The following is an 18,338-nucleotide window of genomic DNA, read 5'->3' as shown; positions in this document are numbered from 1 at the left end:
GCCCACCCGCCGGACCGCGGTACGCCTAAGGGCCGGCCCCGTCCGGGGCCGGCCCTTAGGCGTACGCGGGGGTCAGCGGCGGTGCTGCGAGTCCGCGACCGTGACCTCGACGCGCTGGAACTCCTTGAGCTCGCTGTAGCCCGTGGTGGCCATCGAGCGGCGCAGCGCGCCGAAGAGGTTCATCGAGCCGTCCGAGATGTGCGACGGGCCGGTGAGGATCTCCTCGGTGGTGCCGACCGTGCCCAGGTCGACCTTCTTGCCGCGCGGCACGTCCTCGTGGACGGCCTCCATGCCCCAGTGGTGGCCCTTGCCGGGCGCGTCGGTGGCACGGGCCAGCGGGGAGCCCATCATCACGGCGTCCGCACCGCAGGCGACGGCCTTGGGGAGGTCGCCCGACCAGCCCACGCCGCCGTCGGCGATGACGTGCACGTAGCGGCCGCCGGACTCGTCCATGTAGTCGCGGCGGGCCGCGGCCACGTCCGCGACGGCGGTGGCCATCGGGACCTGGATGCCGAGCACGTTGCGCGTGGTGTGCGCGGCGCCGCCGCCGAAGCCGACCAGGACGCCCGCGGCGCCGGTACGCATCAGGTGCAGGGCCGCGGTGTACGTGGCGCAGCCGCCGACGATGACCGGGACGTCGAGCTCGTAGATGAACTGCTTGAGGTTCAGCGGCTCGGCGGCGCCGGAGACGTGCTCCGCCGACACGGTGGTGCCGCGGATCACGAAGATGTCCACGCCCGCATCGACGACGGCCTTGGAGAACTCGGCGGTGCGCTGCGGGGAGAGCGCGGCGGCGGTGACGACACCGGAGTCGCGGACCTCCTTGATGCGCTGCCGGATCAGGTCCGCCTGGATGGGGGCGGAGTAGATCTCCTGGAGACGACGGGTGGCGGACTCCTCGTCCAGCTCCGTGATCTCGTCGAGCAGCGGCTGCGGGTCCTCGTAGCGGGTCCACAGGCCTTCGAGGTTCAGCACGCCGAGGCCGCCGAGCTCGCCGATGCGGATGGCGGTCTGCGGGGAGACGACCGAGTCCATGGGGGCGGCGAGGAACGGGAGCTCGAAGCGGTAGGCGTCGATCTGCCAGGCGATCGAGACCTCCTTCGGGTCCCGCGTACGCCGGCTCGGGACGATGGCGATGTCGTCGAACGCGTACGCCCTGCGGCCGCGCTTGCCGCGCCCGATCTCGATCTCAGTCACGTGTGGTGGCCTTTCCTCTGGGTCTGCCCGTCCAGTATCCCCGAACCCCGGCCCCGCGCGTTCCGGTGACCGCCGTACGGACGCCCGATCCAGCCGCTCCGGCGGCGGCCCGCCCGGGAACGGTGAAGGGCGGCCCCGGTAACCCGGGGCCGCCCTTCACCGTCGCTCGTAGCCTGATCAGCCCTTACGGGAGTAATTCGGCGCCTCGACCGTCATCTGGATGTCGTGCGGGTGGCTCTCCTTGAGGCCCGCCGAGGTGATGCGGACGAAGCGGCCGCGGTCCTGGAGCTCCGGCACGGTGCGGCCGCCGACGTAGAACATCGACTGGCGCAGGCCTCCGACGAGCTGGTGCACGACCGCGGAGAGCGGGCCGCGGTAGGGGACCTGGCCCTCGATGCCCTCGGGGATGAGCTTGTCGTCGCCGCCCACGCCCTCCTGGAAGTAGCGGTCCTTGGAGAAGGAACGCTGGTCGCCGCGGGACTGCATCGCGCCGAGCGAGCCCATGCCGCGGTACGACTTGAACTGCTTGCCGTTGATGAAGAGCAGCTCGCCGGGGGACTCCTCGCAGCCCGCGAGCAGCGAGCCGAGCATCACCGTGTCGGCGCCCGCGACGAGCGCCTTGGCGATGTCGCCGGAGTACTGGAGGCCGCCGTCGCCGATGACGGGGACACCGGCCGCCTTCGCGGCGAGCGAGGCCTCGTAGATGGCGGTGACCTGCGGGACGCCGATGCCGGCGACGACGCGGGTGGTGCAGATGGAGCCGGGGCCGACACCGACCTTGATGCCGTCGCAGCCGGCGTCGATCAGCGCCTGGGCACCGTCACGGGTGGCGACGTTGCCGCCGATGACGTCGACGGAGGCGTTCGACTTGATCTTGGCGACCATGTCGCCGACCAGGCGGGAGTGGCCGTGGGCCGTGTCGACGACGATGAAGTCGGCGCCCGCCTCGATCAGGGCCTGGGCGCGGTCGTACGCGTCACCGGCGACGCCGACCGCGGCGCCGACCAGGAGGCGGCCACCCTTGTCCTTGGCGGCGTTCGGGTACTTCTCGGCCTTGACGAAGTCCTTGACCGTGATGAGGCCCTTGAGGATGCCCGCCTCGTCGACCAGCGGAAGCTTCTCGATCTTGTGGCGGCGCAGCAGCTCCATGGCGTCCACGCCGGAGATGCCGACCTTGCCCGTGACCAGCGGCATCGGGGTCATGACCTCGCGCACCTGGCGGCTGCGGTCCGACTCGAAGGCCATGTCGCGGTTGGTGACGATGCCCAGCAGCTTGCCGGCGGGGTCGGTGACCGGGACCCCGGAGATGCGGAACTTCGCGCAGAGCTCGTCGGCTTCGCGCAGCGTCGCGTCGGGGTGCACCGTGATCGGGTCGGTGACCATGCCGGACTCGGAGCGCTTGACCAGGTCGACCTGGTTGGCCTGGTCGGCGATCGACAGGTTGCGGTGCAGGACGCCGACGCCGCCCTGGCGGGCCATCGCGATGGCCATGCGGGCCTCGGTGACCTTGTCCATCGCGGCGGAGAGCAGCGGAACGTTCACGCGCACGTTCCGCGAGATGAGGGAGGAGGTGTCGATCTCGTCCGGCGCCATATCGGACGCGCCCGGCAGCAGCAGCACGTCGTCGTAGGTCAGTCCGAGCGTGGCGAATTTGTCGGGCACTCCGTCGGCGGTCATGACACCTTCCCAAATGGTCTTGCTCAGCGCGGGTCTCCATGCTAACGGGATCGCGGCGCGTCTCATTCCACGAGCTCAATCAAGCCCAAGTTTCGTGGCTTCCTACTATTGATAGGCAGCGGGATCTCGGCGGAACATGCACGTCCGCCCCGATCGTCTCCGGGTCACTGCTCCCGGCTACTGCTCGGCGAGCGCCCGCAGCCGGCTGAGCGCACGGTGCTGTGCCACCCGCACCGCGCCGGGGGACATCCCGAGCATCTGCCCGGTCTCCTCGGCGGTCAGCCCGACCGCCACCCGCAGTACGAGGAGCTCGCGCTGGTTCTCCGGAAGGTTGGCCAGCAGCTTCTTGGCCCAGGCGGCGTCACTGCTCAGCAGCGCCCGCTCCTCCGGGCCCAGCGAGTCGTCCGGCCGCTCGGGCATCTCGTCCGAGGGCACGGCCGTACTCCCCGGGTGCCGCATGGCGGCCCGCTGGAGGTCGGCGACCTTGTGCGCGGCGATGGCGAAGACGAAGGCTTCGAAGGGCCGGCCGGTGTCCCGGTACCGCGGCAGCGCCATCAGCACGGCCACGCAGACCTCCTGTGCGAGGTCCTCCACGAAGTGGCGGGCGTCGCCCGGAAGCCGCGAGAGCCGGGCACGGCAGTAGCGGATGGCCAGCGGGTGCACGAAGGCGAGCAGGTCGTGCGTGGCCTGCTCGTCGCCCTCCACCGCACGGCGTACGAGCGCGCTGACGGCCCCGGCGCTGCCGCCCTTGGCGGCGCCGGTGGAACCTGTGGCCGCGGGTGCCCCCGGGGCCTCGTCGTCGCGCATCAATCCATGGTGCCTTGGCGCCGGGGCATTCGCGGCACCACGGCCCGTGTTGTGCGTCGAAGCGTTATGAGCGGGTGCGCCTGAGCTCGTCACTGCGCCCTCCCCTCCCGCTCGACCGAATACTCCCCGAGGCCCCATCCCAGAAAATGCGCCACACCTCAAGCATGCGGCATCGCGCGCGAAGCGACACGTCCCCCGATTGTGCCCCGCCCGTCCCCGGGTACGCACCGGGTACGGCGGGACGGGAACGGACGGGCCGGATCGGCAGGGAACGGGCCGTGGCCGACGGGCCGCCGGCCTCGGCACGGCGCCCCGCCCGCCGGTGGCGGACGGGACCGCTCTCAGCCTCCGGCCTGCGGGCTCACGGTCAGCGGACCAAGCCCCAGCGGAATCCGAGCGCCACGGCGTGCGCCCGGTCCGAGGCGCCCAGCTTCTTGAACAGTCGGCGGGCGTGTGTCTTGACCGTGTCCTCGGAGAGGAAGAGCTCGCGCCCGATCTCCGCGTTGGACCGGCCGTGACTCATGCCCTCCAGGACCTGGATCTCGCGCGCGGTGAGCGTGGGCGCGGCGCCCATCTCGGCCGAGCGGAGCCGGCGCGGGGCCAGTCGCCAGGTCGGGTCGGCGAGGGCCTGGGTGACCGTGGCCCGCAGTTCGGCGCGCGAGGCGTCCTTGTGCAGATAGCCCCGGGCGCCGGCGGCGACCGCGAGGGCCACCCCGTCCAGGTCCTCGGCGACCGTCAGCATGATGATGCGGGCGCCCGGATCGGCCGAGAGCAGCCGGCGCACCGTCTCCACACCGCCCAGCCCCGGCATCCGTACATCCATCAGAATCAGGTCGGAGCGGTCGGCACCCCAGCGGCGGAGGACTTCCTCGCCGTTGGCAGCCGTCGTCACACGCTCGACGCCGGGCACGGTGGCAACCGCGCGACGGAGCGCCTCTCGGGCAAGCGGGGAGTCGTCGCAGACGAGGACGGAAGTCATGACCGCCCTCCGCAGCTGCTGATGCGCGTCACCTTGAGCCTCCAGGCTGGTACGTATCGTCACCTGTGCGGTCGATGCCCTCGGACACCTGTCCGGGAACTTCTTGGTTCAACCGCCTTCGCACTCTCAACGATGGTCACTCGAAAGAGTTACGGGTCGGACGGACACCTTCGGCACTCTACGTGAGGATGCGATCACGACGCGGCTGCCACTCGCCGCGCGTCCTCCATCTGGAGCTATGCCCTATTTGGCGGCTTTCCTTCCGTTTGGCACGTGTCTGAGGCTAGATTCCCAATGAGTCATATTTACATCTACTACGACAGTAGGTGTGGAGACTTGGACCGTATCCGTCTCAGTACCGGCACCAAGAGGACTACCCATGGCAGATTTCTCCCGCCTCCCCGGACCGAACGCCGACCTCTGGGACTGGCAGCTGCTGGCCGCCTGCCGGGGGGTCGACAGCTCCCTCTTCTTCCACCCGGAAGGCGAGCGGGGCGCGGCCAGGAGTGCGCGCGAGGCCTCGGCTAAAGAGGTCTGCATGAGATGCCCGGTGCGCTCGGAATGCGCCGCGCACGCACTGGCCGTCCGCGAGCCCTACGGGGTGTGGGGCGGCCTCACCGAAGACGAGCGCGAAGAGCTGATGGGACGCGCACGCCATCGCCTGATCCCCGCGTCGAGCACGATCGGACCCCTGCCCCCGCACTGATCCGCGGATTCGCCGAAACGCACGAAGGAACGTTTCTCCTGGCCGCCCGACCCGGGTCACGGACCGGAACGCCACGCGATCGGCCGTACCGCCGTACTCCCGTACGGTCAAAGGTCAGCGCGTGGCGGCCCGCTCCAGCTCGGCCAGCGTCGCCGCAACGGCCGGCACCCGGGCCAGGTCTGGCAGGGTCAGCGCCACGACCTCCCGCTCCACTGCGGGCTCCACGGCCACCGTGCTCACGCCCTTGGCCCGTACGGACTCCACGGCGAGCTCCGGCAGCACCGCGACGCCCAGTCCGGCGCCGACCAGGCCGACCACGGCCGGGTAGTCGTCGGTCGCGAAGTCGATGCGCGGGGTGAAGCCCGCCGCCTCGCACACCTCCACCAGATGGCGGCGACAGCGCGGACAGCCCGCGATCCAGGGCTCGTCGGCCAGTTCCGCCATGCCCACGCGCTCCGCCCCGGCCAGCCGGTGCCCCTCGGGGACCAGCCCGACGAGCCGGTCCGTGAGCAGCGGCCGTACGACGAGGTCCTCCCACTCCGCGGCCGAACCCGCAGCCCCGCCGTACCGGAAGGCCAGTGCCAGGTCGCAGTCGCCCTCGCGCAGCATCTCCACCGACCGCGGCGGCTCCGCCTCGACCAGCGAGATCCGGGTGCCGGGGTGCTCGGCGCGCATCGCGGCGAGCGCGGTGGGCACCAGCGTGGAGCTCCCGCTGGGGAAGGACACCAGCCGGACCCGGCCCGCGCGCAGCCCGGCGATGGCCGCGACCTCCTCCTCGGCGGCGGTCAGCCCGGCGAGGATCCCGGCGGCGTGCCGGACCAGGGCCGTGCCGGCCTGGGTCAGCCGCATCTCGCGGCCGGCCCGGATGAGCAGCGGGGTGCCGGCCGACTGCTCCAGCGCCTTCATCTGCTGGGAGACGGCGGGCTGGGTGCAGCCGAGCTCGCGGGCGGCGGCGGAGAAGGATCCGGTGCCGGCGACGGCGCGCAGTACCCGGAGATGACGTGCCTCGATCATCCTTGAAGCATAAGCCCCACTTTGATCGCAGCGCCAATATTCCCGTGCCCCTTTGAGGGGGCTGGGCTAGCGTGTCCCGCATGGCCCCCATCACCTCCGCCGCCCCCGCCCCCGTGGCGCCCCGGCGCGTCCTCTCCGTGAACCTCGGTCGCGCGACGGCCGTCGACTACACCGACGCGGAGGGCGGGGCGACCGGCATCGGCAAGCGCCCCGTCCCCGGCCCGGTCCGGGTGTCCTCCCCCGGGCCCAAGGGCATCGGCGCCGGCGGACTCGACGGCGACGCCGTCTGCGACCTGCGCCACCACGGCGGGGACCACCAGGCCGTCTACGCCTACGCGCGCGAGGACCTCGACTGGTGGGAACGCGAGCTGGGCCGCACGCTGCCCGCCGGGCTCTTCGGCGAGAACCTCACCACCACCGGCCTCGACCTGACCGGCGCACTGCTCGGCGAGCGCTGGCGGGTCGGCGCGGACCTCGTCCTCGAAGTGGCCTCGGCCCGCATCCCGTGCCGCACCTTCCAGGGCGCCCTCGGCGAGAAGGCCTGGGTCAAGCGGTTCACACGGGCCGCGCGGCCGGGCGCGTACCTGCGCGTGGTCCAGGAGGGTCCGGTCTCCCCCGGCGACCGCGTCGAGGTCCTCCACCGCCCGGACCACGACGTGACGGTGGAGCTCTGGTTCCGGGCCTTCACCACCGAGCGGTCGCTGCTCCCGCGCACCCTGGCGGCGGGCGCGGCGATGGAGCCGGCGGGGCACGAGGCGGTCCGCTCGTACCTGGAGAAGTACGGGGAGCGGGCACGGGTGCGTACGGGAAGTGCGGGTACCGGCCCGGGAGTCGGCGCCGATGCGGCCGCGCCGGCCCGGGAAGTGGCCGACAAGTAGCCGGAAGTAACGGTTCCGCAGCGGGAAGCGACGGTCCGCGCCGCGCTGCGTCACGAAGGGGTACCGCCCGGCGGGCTCCACTTGAGCTGTCGCCGGGGGCGGCTAGGTTGCGCCTATGACGACTGCGTTGATTACGGGATCCACGGCGGGCATCGGCGCCGCTTTCGCCCGGCGGCTCGCCGCCCAGGGCCACAACCTCGTGCTGGTGGCCCGCGACACGAAGCGGCTCGGCGAGCAGGCCACCGAGCTGCACGACCGGCACGGCATCGAGGCCGAGGTGCTGACCGCCGACCTGTCCACCGACGAAGGCATCGCGGCGGTGGAACAGCGCCTCGGCGACCGTACGCACCCGGTGGACCTGCTGGTCAACAACGCGGGCTTCGGCAACAAGGGCCGGTACCTCGAAGTCTCCATGGCCGATGAGCTGACCATGCTGAAGGTGCACATCGAGGCCGTCCTGCGGCTGACGTCGGCGGCCACCGAGTCGATGCGCTCGCGCGGGCGCGGCGGCGTCATCAACGTGGCCTCGGTGGCGGCGTTCGTGCCGCGCGGGACGTACGGGGCGAGCAAGGCGTGGGTCGTGCAGTTCACCCAGGGCGCGGCGAAGGACCTGGGGGGATCGGGCGTACGGCTGATGGCGCTGTGCCCCGGCTTCGTACGGACCGAGTTCCACCAGCGCGCCGGCATGGGAACGGACAACATCCCCAACTGGATGTGGCTGGACGCGGACAAGCTGGTCGCCGCGGCCCTGGCCGACCTGGCGCGCGGCAAGACCGTCTCGATCCCGGACCCGCGGTACAAGGCGCTGATGGGCGTGGTGAAGCTGACCCCGCGCGGGCTACTGGGCGGGGTGTCCTCGCGCACGGGCCGCAAGTACGGTCCGCAGTAGTGCGGGTGACCGCCCAAGTGACCTGCGGGTAGGCCGGCCCTGAAACCGGCCGACCGGGTGAAATCTCCCTAAACTGGACGTGTCCCATCCAGCCCGGGAGCACACCATGACATTCGTACAAATAGTCGATTACGAGACCAGCAAGCCGGATGCCGTCAACGAGGTCATCGACCGGTACCTGGCGAAGACGAAGGGCAAGCGCACCGTGTCCCACACCGTCGTGGGCAGGGACCGCGAATCCGACACGCACTTCGTGGACGTCGTCGAATTCCCGTCGTACGAAGCGGCCATGAAGAACTCTCACCTCCCCGAGACGGACAAGATGTTCCAGGAGATGATGGCCCTCTGCGACGGGATGCCCAGGTTCACCAACCTGGACGTCATCCGCGACGAGCACCTCAACACGCTGCTCGCGAACCGCATGTACGACGACGTCGCCATGAAGGGCGACATGTCCGTCGTGGACGAGATCTTCGCGGCGGACTACCGGGACCACGACATCAGCAACCCCGTGGACAAGATGGGCCGCGACGGCATCCGCGAGGACGTCGGGATGTGGCGCAGCGCGTTCGACTTCACTTTCACGCGGGACGCCCAGATGGCGCAGGACGACTACGTCACCACGATGTGGACCTGGACCGGCAAGCACAAGGGCGAGTTCATGGGGATCAGCCCGACCGGCAAGACGTGCACGATGACCGGTACGACGGTCTTCCGGTGCGAGGACGGAATGATCAAAGAAGGCTGGTGGCACTACGACGCCATGCGCCTGATGAGGGAACTGGGCGCGATGTAACCGCCTCCCGCACCCCCGCGCCCCCGAACCCTCCGCACCCCCGAACCCCCGAACCCATGGGAAAGGCCCCGGTCACCACCGCGTTGGCGGCGACGACCGGGGCCTTCCTCCGTTCGACTACACGGGTCAGTGGCTGTGGCCGTGACCGTGGCCGTGACCGGCGTCGCCCTCGTCCTCGGCCGGCTTCTCGACGACCAGGGTCTCGGTCGTGAGCAGCAGGGAGGCGATGGAAGCGGCGTTCTCCAGCGCGGAACGGGTGACCTTGACCGGGTCGATGACGCCGGCCTTGACCAGGTCGCCGTACTCGCCGGTAGCGGCGTTGAAGCCGTTGCCCTTCTCCAGCTCCGCCACCTTCGAGGTGATGACGTAGCCCTCAAGGCCGGCGTTCTCGGCGATCCAGCGCAGCGGCTCGACGGCGGCGCGGCGGACGACCGCGACACCCGTGCCCTCGTCGCCGGACAGACCCAGGTTGCCCTCCAGCACCTTCACGGCGTGGACGAGCGCGGAGCCACCGCCGGAGACGATGCCCTCCTCGACCGCGGCGCGGGTCGCCGAGATGGCGTCCTCAAGGCGGTGCTTCTTCTCCTTGAGCTCCACCTCGGTGGCGGCGCCGACCTTGATGACGCAGACGCCGCCGGCGAGCTTCGCCAGGCGCTCCTGCAGCTTCTCGCGGTCCCAGTCCGAGTCCGTGGACTCGATCTCGGCCTTGATCTGGTTGACGCGGCCGAGGACCTCGTCGGAGCTGCCGCCACCGTCGACGACCGTGGTGTCGTCCTTGGAGATGGTCACGCGGCGCGCAGAGCCGAGGACGTCGAGACCGGCCTGGTCGAGCTTGAGGCCGACCTCCTCGGCGATGACGGTGGCACCGGTGAGGGTGGCCATGTCCTGGAGCATCGCCTTGCGGCGGTCGCCGAAGCCCGGGGCCTTGACGGCAACCGCGTTGAAGGTGCCGCGGATCTTGTTGACGACGAGGGTGGAGAGCGCCTCGCCCTCGACGTCCTCGGCGATGATCAGCAGCGGGCGGGAGCCGCCGGCCTGGATGACCTTCTCCAGCAGGGGCAGCAGGTCCTGGATGGAGGAGATCTTGCCCTGGTTGATCAGGATGTACGGGTCGTCGAGGACGGCCTCCATACGCTCCTGGTCGGTGACCATGTACGGGGAGAGGTAGCCCTTGTCGAAGGCCATGCCCTCGGTGAACTCCAGCTCCAGGCCGAAGGTGTTGGACTCCTCGACGGTGATGACACCGTCCTTGCCGACCTTGTCCATCGCCTCGGCGATGAGCTCGCCGACCTGCTGGTCCTGCGCGGAGAGCGCGGCCACGGCGGCGATGTCGGACTTGTCCTCGATCGGGCGGGCGGTCGCGAGGAGCTCCTCGGACACGGCCTTGACCGCGGCGTCGATGCCCTTCTTCAGGGCGGCCGGGGAAGCACCCGCGGCGACGTTGCGCAGACCCTCGCGGACCAGCGCCTGGGCCAGCACGGTGGCGGTGGTGGTGCCGTCACCCGCGATGTCGTTGGTCTTGGTCGCCACCTCCTTCACGAGCTGCGCGCCCAGGTTCTCGTACGGGTCGTCCAGCTCGACCTCGCGGGCGATGGTGACACCGTCGTTGGTGATGGTGGGGGCGCCGAACTTCTTGTCGATGACGACGTTGCGGCCCTTGGGGCCGATCGTCACCTTGACCGTGTCGGCAAGCTTGTTGACGCCGCGCTCGAGGGCGCGACGGGCGTCCTCGTCGAACTTCAGGATCTTCGCCATGGGAGCGGTTCAGCCCTCTCGAAAACTCGGGTTTAACGAACTGCGCCCCTTGCCGCCCGGCAATCAGCGGGGTGACCAGGGGCGCAGCTCAAGCAATACAGGTGAAGCGAATGACGCTGTACGTCTTACTTCTCGATGATCGCGAGCACGTCGCGAGCCGAGAGGACGAGGTACTCCTCGCCGCTGTACTTCACTTCGGTGCCGCCGTACTTGCTGTACAGCACGATGTCGCCGACGCTGACGTCCAGCGGAAGACGCTGGCCGTCCTCGAAGCGGCCCGGGCCCACGGCGAGGACGACGCCCTCCTGGGGCTTCTCCTTCGCCGTGTCCGGGATGACCAGGCCGGAAGCCGTGGTCTGCTCGGCGTCGAGCGGCTGGACCACAATGCGGTCCTCAAGCGGCTTGATGGCAACCTTGGAGCTGGTGGTCGTCACGATCCGACCTCCCCCTTCGGAGATCTCACGGGGCTAACTGTCTGAGGTGGCGACCAGGTGGATCCGTCGTCGCGGGTGCCGGACCTGCCCGTCGCTGTGTTGGCACTCACCGGGGGTGAGTGCCAGGTGCGAGACTATTCCGGTGATTAGCACTCGGTCAAGCGGAGTGCCAACACGCTCCGCTGCGTCTTCGGCATCCGGGGGCTCCCCGGGCACCCCGAACCCCTGCAATTCCAGCCCCACCGGCGTTTGAGGCGCGGTGGCACGGGGCGGCGCCCATGACCGCCGCGCGCTCCGGCGGCCGCCCGGCAAACCCAGCCCCGCCAGCGTTTGAGGCGCGGGAGTTCGGGGGCAGCGCCCCCGGCACGGCGCCGCACCCGCCCACGACCACCGTCCGGTGGGGCCGACCCGGCCGGAGGCCCCGGCTCGGGGTGGGGGTGTGTGAAAGTTGGTGGGGTGCGCATTCTCGTGGTCGAAGACGAAGAAGGCCTCGCCGAGTCCCTGCGGCGCGGCCTCTCCGCCGACGGCCACTGGGTCGACGTCGCCCACGACGGCCACCGCGGCCTGGACCTCGTCCGCACCGGTCCGTACGACGCCGTCCTCCTGGACCTGATGCTGCCCGGCATCAGCGGCTACGAGATCTGCGCCCGCATGCGCGCCGACGGCGACCCCACGCCCGTGCTCATGCTGACCGCCAAGGACGGCGAGTACGACGAGGCCGAAGGCCTCGACTCCGGCGCCGACGACTACCTCACCAAACCGTTCTCGTTCGTCGTTCTGGCCGCGCGCCTGCGCGCCCTCGCCCGCCGCGCGGCCGCCCCCACGGCCGCCGCGGGCCCCTCGACCTTCCAGGCCGGCGACCTCCTCCTCGACCCCGCCGCCCGCCGCTGCCGCCGCGGCACGCACGACATCGAGCTCACCGCCCGCGAGCTCGGCGTGCTCGCCTGCCTGATGGAGCAGCCCGGCCGGGCCGTCGCCAAGCAGGACATCCTGGACCAGGTCTGGGACACCCCGCACGCCATCGACCCGAACATCGTCGAGGTGTACGTCTCCTCGCTGCGCAAGAAGATCGACGCGCCGTTCGGCCGTCGCTCGATCCTGACCGTCCACGGCACCGGCTACCGGATGGCCCAGGACGGTGGCTAGCCCGCTCCGGCGCCGCGCGGCCGTGGCCGCGGCCCTCGCCATGGCCGCCGTCCTGGCCGCCGGCGGTCTGTGGCTCTACACGCTGCTGCGGGCCAACCTCCTCGACAACACCACCGGCCGCACCGAGCTCGCCGCCCGCAAGGTCGCCGCCCAGCTCCGGGGCGACGGCGTACCGCCCGGCGGCCGACTGGCCGCGCCGGAGAGCGGGGTGGACCTGGTCCTCGTACGGGACGCGCAGGGCCGGACCGTCGCCTCCACCGGGGACCTCGGGGACGCCCCCGACCTGGGTGGTCTGCGCCCTCCGCCGCCCGGCGCACCCGGCGAGGACTCCCGTTCCGCGGTCCTTGCACCCGCGCACCCCGGCGCGGAACGGCGTGCGGTGGTCGTGGTCGAGGCGCCGGGAGCCCACGAGGTGTACGCCGTCACCGTGCTCGGCGACGTCGACGACGCGACACGGGCCATCGCGCTCGGCCTGCTGGCCGGCGCACCCCCGCTGATCGGCTTCGCGGCGGCCCTGGCCTGGTGGGTGACGGGGCATGCGCTGCGGCCGGTCACCGCGATCCGGACCGGCCTGGCGGCGGTCACCGCGAGCGAGCTGGACCGGCGGGTTCCCGATCCGGGTGGGGCGGACGAGATCGCGCAGCTGGCCCGGACCGTCAACGACACGCTCGACCGGCTGGAGCGGTCCGACGCCCGGCAGCGTCAGTTCACCGCCGATGCCTCTCACGAGCTGCGCAACCCGCTCGCCGCGGTGCGGGCCCGGCTGGAGGTGGCCCTGGCCACGGGCCGCCCCGACCGGGGGTCCGTCGCCGCCGCGCTGGCCGACACCGAGCGGCTCCAGCGCATCGCCGCGGACCTGCTGCTGCTGGCCCGGCTCGACGGCGGCCCGGTACCGCGGACCGAGCCCGTGGACCTGGCCCTGCTGGCCGCGGAGGACCTGGCCCGGCGCCCGGCGCCCCGGGTCCCGCTCCGGCTGGAGGCGCCCGCACCCGTACCGGCGGCCGGGGACCCGGCGCGGCTGGAGCGGGCGCTGGCGAACCTGGTGGACAACGCGCTGCGGCACGCCCGTACGGGGGTCGTCGTACGGGCGGCCACCGAGCCGTCCGCGGAGCGCGACGGCTGGGCGGTTCTGGAGGTCGAGGACGACGGCCCGGGCATTGCGGAGCCGGACCGGGACCGGGTCTTCGAGCGGTTCGTACGGCTCGACGCGGACCGCGGCCGCACCGCCGGCGGCACCGGCCTCGGCCTGTCGATCGTCCGTGAGATCGCCCGCGCCCACGGCGGCGACGCCCGTGCCGTGCCGCCGCGCGCGGCCAGCGGAAGCGACAACGGAAGCGACAGGGGAAGCGGCGGCTCCGGTGCCCGCGTGGTCCTGCGCCTGCCGCGCGGGACGGTCTCGTCCTCGGACTCCTGCTCAGGGTCCTGAACGCGCCTTCAGGACCCTCAGGACTTCTTCAGCACCCCTCCCCCACCATCGACTGGCATGAGCGCGCACCGGAGGAAGCCCAGCCGTCCCGCCCGCCGCCCCCGCCGGCAGCGGCACCGGCCGCGCCGCACCGCCCGCACCCTGCTCGTCGCCGTCTGCGCGCTGGCCGCCGTGGCCGCCGCTGGTGCCTGGTACGCGTACCGGGACCTCGCCGGCAGCATCGGCAGCTCCAAGGCCCTCCACGGCGCCGAGAAGTCGAAGCACGGGGACACCAACATCCTGCTGATGGGCCTGGACAGCCGCCGCGACCAGAACGGCGAGAAGCTCCCCGAGGCGGTCCTCGACAAACTGCACGCCGGCAGCTCGGACATCGGCGGCTACAACGCGAACACGCTGATCCTGCTCCACGTCCCCGGCGACGGCAGCCGGGCGAAGGCCTTCTCGGTCCCGCGCGACGACTTCGTCGACCTCCCGGGCCGGGGGAAAGACAAGATCAAGAAGGCGTACGGGCTGGCGAAGGCCGCGGAGGAGGAGCGGCTGACGGCCCGGGGGGTCGAGGACGCGCGGGAACTGGAGCGCGCGGGGCGGGAGGCGGGCCGCACGGCGCAGATCGAGACGGTACGGAACTTCCTGGGCGTCCCGATCGATCACTTCGCCGAACTCAACCTGGCTGGTTTCTACCACCTGGCGGACGCGCTGGGCGGCGTACCCGTGTGCCTGAAGAAGCCGGTGCGGGACGCGTACTCGGGCGCCGATTTCCCGGCGGGCCGCCAGAGCCTGAACGGTCAGCAGTCCCTGGCCTTCGTACGGCAGCGGCACGGCCTGGACATGGGCGATCTGGACCGGACGAAGCGCCAGCAGGCCTTCCTGGCGGGAGCCGCGCAGAAGCTGAACTCGGCCGGGACCTTCACCGATCCGGTCAAGCTGATGAAACTGGTCGACGCCGCGAAACAGGACGTGGTGACGGACGAGGGCTGGGACCTGCTGGCGTTCGTGAAGCAGGCGAAGAACCTGTCCGGCGGCAAAGTGGCGTTCACGACACTGCCCGTCGAGCGGTTCGGAAGGAACCATGGGGAGGACATAAACGTCGTAGACGATATGAAGATAAAGCGCCTCATTGCCGAGCAGATCGGACCGCAGGCTTCCGCCTCCGCGACCGCTCCGGGTTCGAGCGACGCACCGGGGACGCCACCGGCACCGGGCGCATCGGGTGCGTCGGGTGCGGCCGGCTCGGGTCCGGCACCGGATCCGGCCGCCCCGGATCCGACCGCCCCGGCGGGGGCGAGCAGCAGCCCCGCCCGCGATGGTGGCGGCATCCCGTGCGTGGACTGAGGCCCCTCACCACGGCGGGCGCCCGCCGCCGTACCGAGGCGCTGCTCCTCGTCTTCGTCGTGGCGCTCACCGTCTTCGGGCACGCGAGCGCCGGCCTGGCGATGAACGGCGAACTGCCCGCCAACCTCGCCGGCTTCACGATCAGCATGACGCTGCTGGCGATGGTCGGGCACCTGGGCGTGCGCCGGTTCGCGGCGTACGCGGACCCGCTGGTCCTCCCGCTCGCGATGCTGCTGTCCGGGCTCGGGCTGGTCCTGCTGCACCGGCTCGACCAGTCGTACATCGCGCGGTACGGCGGCGACGCGAACGCACCCGGGCAGCTGCTGTGGACGGTCATCGGCGTGGCCGCCTGCCTCGCGGTCGTGGCCCTGCTGCGCGACCACCGGCTGCTCCAGCGGTTCATCTACATCACGATGGTCGTCGCACTGGTGCTGCTGATCGCGCCGGCGTTCTTCGGCGCGGACACCTACGGCGCGAAGCGCTGGATCATCCTCTTCGGGTTCTCGCTCCAGCCGGGCGAGTTCGTGAAGATCATGATCTCGGTCTTCTTCGCGGGCTACCTGGTCATCCACCGCGACTCGCTGGCCCTGACGGGCCGGAAGTTCCTCGGCGTGCGGCTGCCCCCGATGCGGCAGCTCGGGCCGATCATCACGGTGTGGATCGTGTCGCTGTTGGTGCTGGTCTTCGAACGCGACCTGGGTACGTCGCTGATCTTCTTCGGCGTGTTCGTGGTGATGCTGTACGTCGCCACCGAGCGCACCAGTTGGATCGTGACCGGCCTGCTCATGGCGGGTGTGGGCGCCTTCGTGGTGGGCTCCACGGAACCGCACGTCAAGGGGCGCGTGGCCGCCTGGTTGGAACCGCTGTCGTACTACTGGAAGGACCGGCCGCCGGGGGTCATCTCGGACCAGTCCGCACAGGCGCTGTTCAGCTTCGGTACGGGCGGCATGTCGGGCACCGGGCTGGGGATGGGCCACCCGGAGCTGATCGGCTTCGCGGGGCGCAGCGACTTCATCCTGACCACGGTGGGCGAGGAGCTCGGCCTGGCCGGGGTCATGGCGGTACTGGTGCTGTACGCGCTCCTGGTCCAGCGGGGGCTGCGGATGGCCCTGGGTGCCCGCGACCCGTTCGGGAAGCTGCTGGCGGTGGGCCTGTCGGCGGCGCTGGCGCTCCAGGTCTTCGTGGTGGCGGGCGGTGTGACGGGCCTGATCCCCCTGACCGGCAAGGCGCTGCCGTTCCTGGCGAAGGGCGGCTCGTCCCTGCTGGCCAACTGGATCATGATCGCCCTGCTCCTGCGCATCAGCGACAGCACGGAACGCCAACGCGAGGCGGACGTCCGCGGCCCGGCGGAGACGACGATCACCCCGGTGGTGGCGGCGCTCCCGCCGGTGGGTGCCGGGTGATTCAGAGGTATTCCTCCAGGCGGCCTATCCGGTAGCCCTGTTCCTGGATGCGCTGGAGCATGCGGGTCGTCATCTGGATCTCCGTCGCGCCCTTGAGTTCCGACGGGCCGCGGAAGTGGGCCAGGATGATGTCGCCCGGTTTGAGGGCGGAGCCCTCGGCGTACTGGAAGTTGTTGATCTGCATCGACACGCGCCACAGGATGACCTGCGAGATGCCGCATTCGGAGGCGGCCTTGAGGGTGTCGTCGTTGTAGTTGCCGTACGGCGGGCGGAAGCGGGTCGGCTTGGCGCCGAAGCGCTTCTCCAGGTGTTCCTGCTGGCCGCATATCTCCTTCTTCTGCGCCGCGAAGGGCAGGGTCCGGAGGTTCGGGTGCGTCAGGGTGTGGTTGTTGATCGTGCTGCCTGAGCCGTTGTCGCGGAGCTTCTCGAAGTGCCCGTAGTCCGACGAGGCGATGTTGTCCGTCAGGAACATGCTGATCGGCAGCTTGAGGTCGGCCGCCATCTTCAGGAACTCGGGGTCCTTCTCCGCGCCGTCGTCGAAGGTCAGGAAGACGACCTTGTCGGTGGCCGGGACGGGTATTCGGTCCACCACCTGGGCCTTGCCCGGGACCGCCGGGGCGAGGGCGGGCTTCTGGGCCGGCTTCGGGGCGAACTGGAGCGGGGCCGACAGGCCCCACTTCTTGTACGCCTCGTCCCCCGGCGCGCCTGCGGTCGCCGACTGCGACGGGGTCGCCGTCGGTGACTGCTGCGCCTCCGTCGTCTTGCGGCCCAGTCGTTCGATCGGGTCCACGCTGTTCCCGCACCCCGTCAGGGACAGCGCGAGCGCGCCGGCCGCCAGCGATCCGGCTACCAACCGGCGCGTGTGCCTCACAAGTAGTCCTCCAGGCGGGCCACGGCGTACCCCTTGTCCGTGACGGTCTTCATGACATGACGGATCATGTCAGGCATGGACCCCTTCCAGTCCTCCCGCCCTCGGAAATGAGTCAGGATGATGTCCCCGGGGTGGAGGTCGCGGTCCCACTCGCGCCAGTCCATGCGGTTCGGGAAGGCCTCCGCGTTCCACAGCGGAACCGCCTTGATGCCGCAGGACTTGGCCGCGCGCAGCGTGTCCTGGTTGTAGTTGCCGTACGGCGGCCGGAACAGCGTCGGCCGCTTGCCGAACTGCTTCTGGATGGTGTCCTGCTGGCCGCAGATCTCCTCGTGCTGCTCCTCGTACGAGAGGGCCGGCAGGTACCGGTGGTTGAGGGTGTGGTTGTTCAAGGTGACGCCGGCGGCCTGCATCTCCTTGAAGTAGGGGTAGTTGTCGCGGACGAGGTAGTCGCTGAGGAACGCCGTGTACGGGATCTTCAGCTCCTGCATCATCTTCAGGAACTCGGGGTCCTTCTCCGCGCCGTCGTCGATCGTCAGGAAGACGACCTTCTCCTCGGTGGGGACGGTGGTGAAGACGGGCGGGAGGTCCTCCTGGCCCTCGACCTCGAAGCCCTCGCGGGCGCTGATCTCGGGCTTGGTCTTCGGGGCGGGCGGCGCGGTCAGCGGCGGCTTGGCCAGCTTCCACTTCTTGGCCGCGGCGACGCGGGCCTGCTGGGCGGCCTTCAGCTGCTCGGCCGAGCCGGCGACCGCACCGCCCGCGCCCACGGTCTCGGCGCCCTTGCCGGTCTTGGCGCCGTTGGTCTTGGCGGGCGCACCGGAGTCCGTGCCGGAGCCGCATGCCGTTCCGAGGGCGGCGACCAGCAGTGCGGCCAGTGCCACCCCAACGCGGCCGCGCGGACCAGCCGCGGACCGGTGACCATGGAGCGTCTTATGTTCCTTTTGTCTGACTAGCTGCATAGCAGCGCATCCTGGCACCCGGCCCTGCGCGCCGCCCCGCCGACACCGCCGACGGAAGACGACCTTCCATCG

At 71.0% G+C, this 18,338-nt stretch carries 17 protein-coding genes; 8 read left to right on the top strand and 9 right to left on the bottom strand.

Annotated features, from left to right (window positions below):
* Positions 1 to 72: 72 nt before the first annotated feature.
* From OHA65_RS22795 to OHA65_RS22780, 4 genes are all read right to left on the bottom strand, one after another.
* Positions 73 to 1,197 carry a GuaB3 family IMP dehydrogenase-related protein gene (locus OHA65_RS22795; RefSeq protein WP_327284962.1) on the bottom strand — a complete coding sequence of 375 codons (1,125 nt, stop codon included), beginning with the start codon at positions 1,195 to 1,197 and terminating at the stop codon, positions 73 to 75.
* Between the two features lie 177 nt (positions 1,198 to 1,374).
* Positions 1,375 to 2,874: an IMP dehydrogenase gene (gene guaB / locus OHA65_RS22790; protein ID WP_327284961.1), complete on the bottom strand. Its 1,500-nt coding sequence runs from the start codon at positions 2,872 to 2,874 to the stop codon at positions 1,375 to 1,377.
* A gap of 177 nt (positions 2,875 to 3,051) precedes the next feature.
* Positions 3,052 to 3,681 carry a sigma-70 family RNA polymerase sigma factor gene (locus tag OHA65_RS22785; protein ID WP_405762340.1) on the bottom strand — a complete coding sequence of 210 codons (630 nt, stop codon included), beginning with the start codon at positions 3,679 to 3,681 and terminating at the stop codon, positions 3,052 to 3,054.
* A gap of 367 nt (positions 3,682 to 4,048) precedes the next feature.
* Positions 4,049 to 4,660, bottom strand: coding sequence for a response regulator transcription factor (locus tag OHA65_RS22780; RefSeq protein ID WP_003948568.1), 612 nt, complete (start codon positions 4,658 to 4,660; stop codon positions 4,049 to 4,051).
* Positions 4,661 to 5,039: 379 nt separating this feature from the next.
* On the opposite strand from OHA65_RS22780, the gene OHA65_RS22775 reads away from it, so the two are divergent.
* Positions 5,040 to 5,366: a WhiB family transcriptional regulator gene (locus OHA65_RS22775; RefSeq protein ID WP_030864318.1), complete on the top strand. Its 327-nt coding sequence runs from the start codon at positions 5,040 to 5,042 to the stop codon at positions 5,364 to 5,366.
* A gap of 114 nt (positions 5,367 to 5,480) precedes the next feature.
* Here OHA65_RS22775 and OHA65_RS22770 read toward each other — a convergent pair whose 3' ends face one another.
* Positions 5,481 to 6,380 (bottom strand): LysR family transcriptional regulator, encoded by a 900-nt coding sequence (locus tag OHA65_RS22770; RefSeq protein WP_327284959.1) that lies wholly within the window; start codon positions 6,378 to 6,380, stop codon positions 5,481 to 5,483.
* A gap of 80 nt (positions 6,381 to 6,460) precedes the next feature.
* Between OHA65_RS22770 and OHA65_RS22765 the strand changes: the two genes are divergently transcribed.
* The 3 genes from OHA65_RS22765 (at position 6,461) to OHA65_RS22755 (ending at position 8,943) form a co-directional block, all read left to right on the top strand.
* Complete coding sequence (locus tag OHA65_RS22765; RefSeq protein WP_327284958.1) at positions 6,461 to 7,258, top strand: MOSC domain-containing protein; 798 nt, start codon at positions 6,461 to 6,463, stop codon at positions 7,256 to 7,258.
* Positions 7,259 to 7,373: 115 nt separating this feature from the next.
* Positions 7,374 to 8,147: an SDR family oxidoreductase gene (locus OHA65_RS22760; RefSeq protein WP_327284957.1), complete on the top strand. Its 774-nt coding sequence runs from the start codon at positions 7,374 to 7,376 to the stop codon at positions 8,145 to 8,147.
* A 106-nt stretch (positions 8,148 to 8,253) separates the two neighbouring features.
* Positions 8,254 to 8,943: an ester cyclase gene (locus OHA65_RS22755; protein WP_327284956.1), complete on the top strand. Its 690-nt coding sequence runs from the start codon at positions 8,254 to 8,256 to the stop codon at positions 8,941 to 8,943.
* Positions 8,944 to 9,069: 126 nt separating this feature from the next.
* Here OHA65_RS22755 and groL read toward each other — a convergent pair whose 3' ends face one another.
* Both groL and groES read right to left on the bottom strand, forming a co-directional pair.
* The gene (gene groL / locus OHA65_RS22750; protein ID WP_327284955.1) at positions 9,070 to 10,698 is read right to left on the bottom strand and encodes a chaperonin GroEL; all 1,629 of its coding nucleotides are present in this window, start codon (positions 10,696 to 10,698) and stop codon (positions 9,070 to 9,072) included.
* Between the two features lie 125 nt (positions 10,699 to 10,823).
* Positions 10,824 to 11,132 (bottom strand): co-chaperone GroES, encoded by a 309-nt coding sequence (gene groES, locus OHA65_RS22745; RefSeq protein ID WP_030154760.1) that lies wholly within the window; start codon positions 11,130 to 11,132, stop codon positions 10,824 to 10,826.
* A 456-nt stretch (positions 11,133 to 11,588) separates the two neighbouring features.
* On the opposite strand from groES, the gene OHA65_RS22740 reads away from it, so the two are divergent.
* From OHA65_RS22740 to OHA65_RS22725, 4 genes are read left to right on the top strand one after another with little or no spacing between them, the layout of a single operon-like run.
* A complete protein-coding gene (locus OHA65_RS22740; RefSeq protein WP_405762338.1) occupies positions 11,589 to 12,278 on the top strand; it encodes a response regulator transcription factor in 690 nt (229 codons plus the stop codon).
* Complete coding sequence (locus OHA65_RS22735; RefSeq protein WP_327284953.1) at positions 12,271 to 13,704, top strand: HAMP domain-containing sensor histidine kinase; 1,434 nt, start codon at positions 12,271 to 12,273, stop codon at positions 13,702 to 13,704. The genes OHA65_RS22740 and OHA65_RS22735 overlap by 8 nt, the downstream gene beginning before the upstream one ends.
* Positions 13,705 to 13,761: 57 nt before the next feature.
* Positions 13,762 to 15,036 carry an LCP family protein gene (locus OHA65_RS22730; RefSeq protein ID WP_327284952.1) on the top strand — a complete coding sequence of 425 codons (1,275 nt, stop codon included), beginning with the start codon at positions 13,762 to 13,764 and terminating at the stop codon, positions 15,034 to 15,036.
* Positions 15,024 to 16,439 carry an FtsW/RodA/SpoVE family cell cycle protein gene (locus OHA65_RS22725; protein WP_327284951.1) on the top strand — a complete coding sequence of 472 codons (1,416 nt, stop codon included), beginning with the start codon at positions 15,024 to 15,026 and terminating at the stop codon, positions 16,437 to 16,439. Before OHA65_RS22730 ends, OHA65_RS22725 begins: the two co-directional genes overlap by 13 nt.
* A gap of 1 nt (position 16,440) precedes the next feature.
* Here the strand turns inward: OHA65_RS22725 and OHA65_RS22720 are convergent, their stop codons facing one another.
* On the bottom strand, positions 16,441 to 17,310 hold the full coding sequence (locus tag OHA65_RS22720; RefSeq protein ID WP_405762337.1) for a polysaccharide deacetylase family protein: 870 nt from the start codon (positions 17,308 to 17,310) through the stop codon (positions 16,441 to 16,443).
* The gene (locus tag OHA65_RS22715) at positions 17,307 to 18,266 is read right to left on the bottom strand and encodes a polysaccharide deacetylase family protein (RefSeq protein ID WP_371644532.1); all 960 of its coding nucleotides are present in this window, start codon (positions 18,264 to 18,266) and stop codon (positions 17,307 to 17,309) included. The genes OHA65_RS22720 and OHA65_RS22715 overlap by 4 nt, the downstream gene beginning before the upstream one ends.
* Between the last annotated feature and the right edge of the window lie 72 nt (positions 18,267 to 18,338).

The organism is Streptomyces sp. NBC_00045 (assembly GCF_045041095.1).
Taxonomy (GTDB): domain Bacteria; phylum Actinomycetota; class Actinomycetes; order Streptomycetales; family Streptomycetaceae; genus Streptomyces.
Note: the sequence above shows the minus strand (reverse complement) of the source record. Positions and strands in the feature narration are given on the sequence as shown.

What these genes read in the sequence shown, in the direction of transcription:
- OHA65_RS22775 (WP_030864318.1), top strand. Translation starts at nt 5,040, where the DNA reads ATGGCAGATTTCTCCCGCCTCCCCGGACCGAACGCCGACCTCTGGGAC.
- OHA65_RS22770 (WP_327284959.1), bottom strand. Translation starts at nt 6,380, where the DNA reads ATGATCGAGGCACGTCATCTCCGGGTACTGCGCGCCGTCGCCGGCACC.
- OHA65_RS22730 (WP_327284952.1), top strand. Translation starts at nt 13,762, where the DNA reads ATGAGCGCGCACCGGAGGAAGCCCAGCCGTCCCGCCCGCCGCCCCCGC.
- OHA65_RS22755 (WP_327284956.1), top strand. Translation starts at nt 8,254, where the DNA reads ATGACATTCGTACAAATAGTCGATTACGAGACCAGCAAGCCGGATGCC.
- guaB (WP_327284961.1), bottom strand. Translation starts at nt 2,874, where the DNA reads ATGACCGCCGACGGAGTGCCCGACAAATTCGCCACGCTCGGACTGACC.
- groL (WP_327284955.1), bottom strand. Translation starts at nt 10,698, where the DNA reads ATGGCGAAGATCCTGAAGTTCGACGAGGACGCCCGTCGCGCCCTCGAG.
- OHA65_RS22780 (WP_003948568.1), bottom strand. Translation starts at nt 4,660, where the DNA reads ATGACTTCCGTCCTCGTCTGCGACGACTCCCCGCTTGCCCGAGAGGCG.
- OHA65_RS22765 (WP_327284958.1), top strand. Translation starts at nt 6,461, where the DNA reads ATGGCCCCCATCACCTCCGCCGCCCCCGCCCCCGTGGCGCCCCGGCGC.
- OHA65_RS22715 (WP_371644532.1), bottom strand. Translation starts at nt 18,266, where the DNA reads ATGCAGCTAGTCAGACAAAAGGAACATAAGACGCTCCATGGTCACCGG.
- OHA65_RS22760 (WP_327284957.1), top strand. Translation starts at nt 7,374, where the DNA reads ATGACGACTGCGTTGATTACGGGATCCACGGCGGGCATCGGCGCCGCT.
- OHA65_RS22785 (WP_405762340.1), bottom strand. Translation starts at nt 3,681, where the DNA reads ATGCGCGACGACGAGGCCCCGGGGGCACCCGCGGCCACAGGTTCCACC.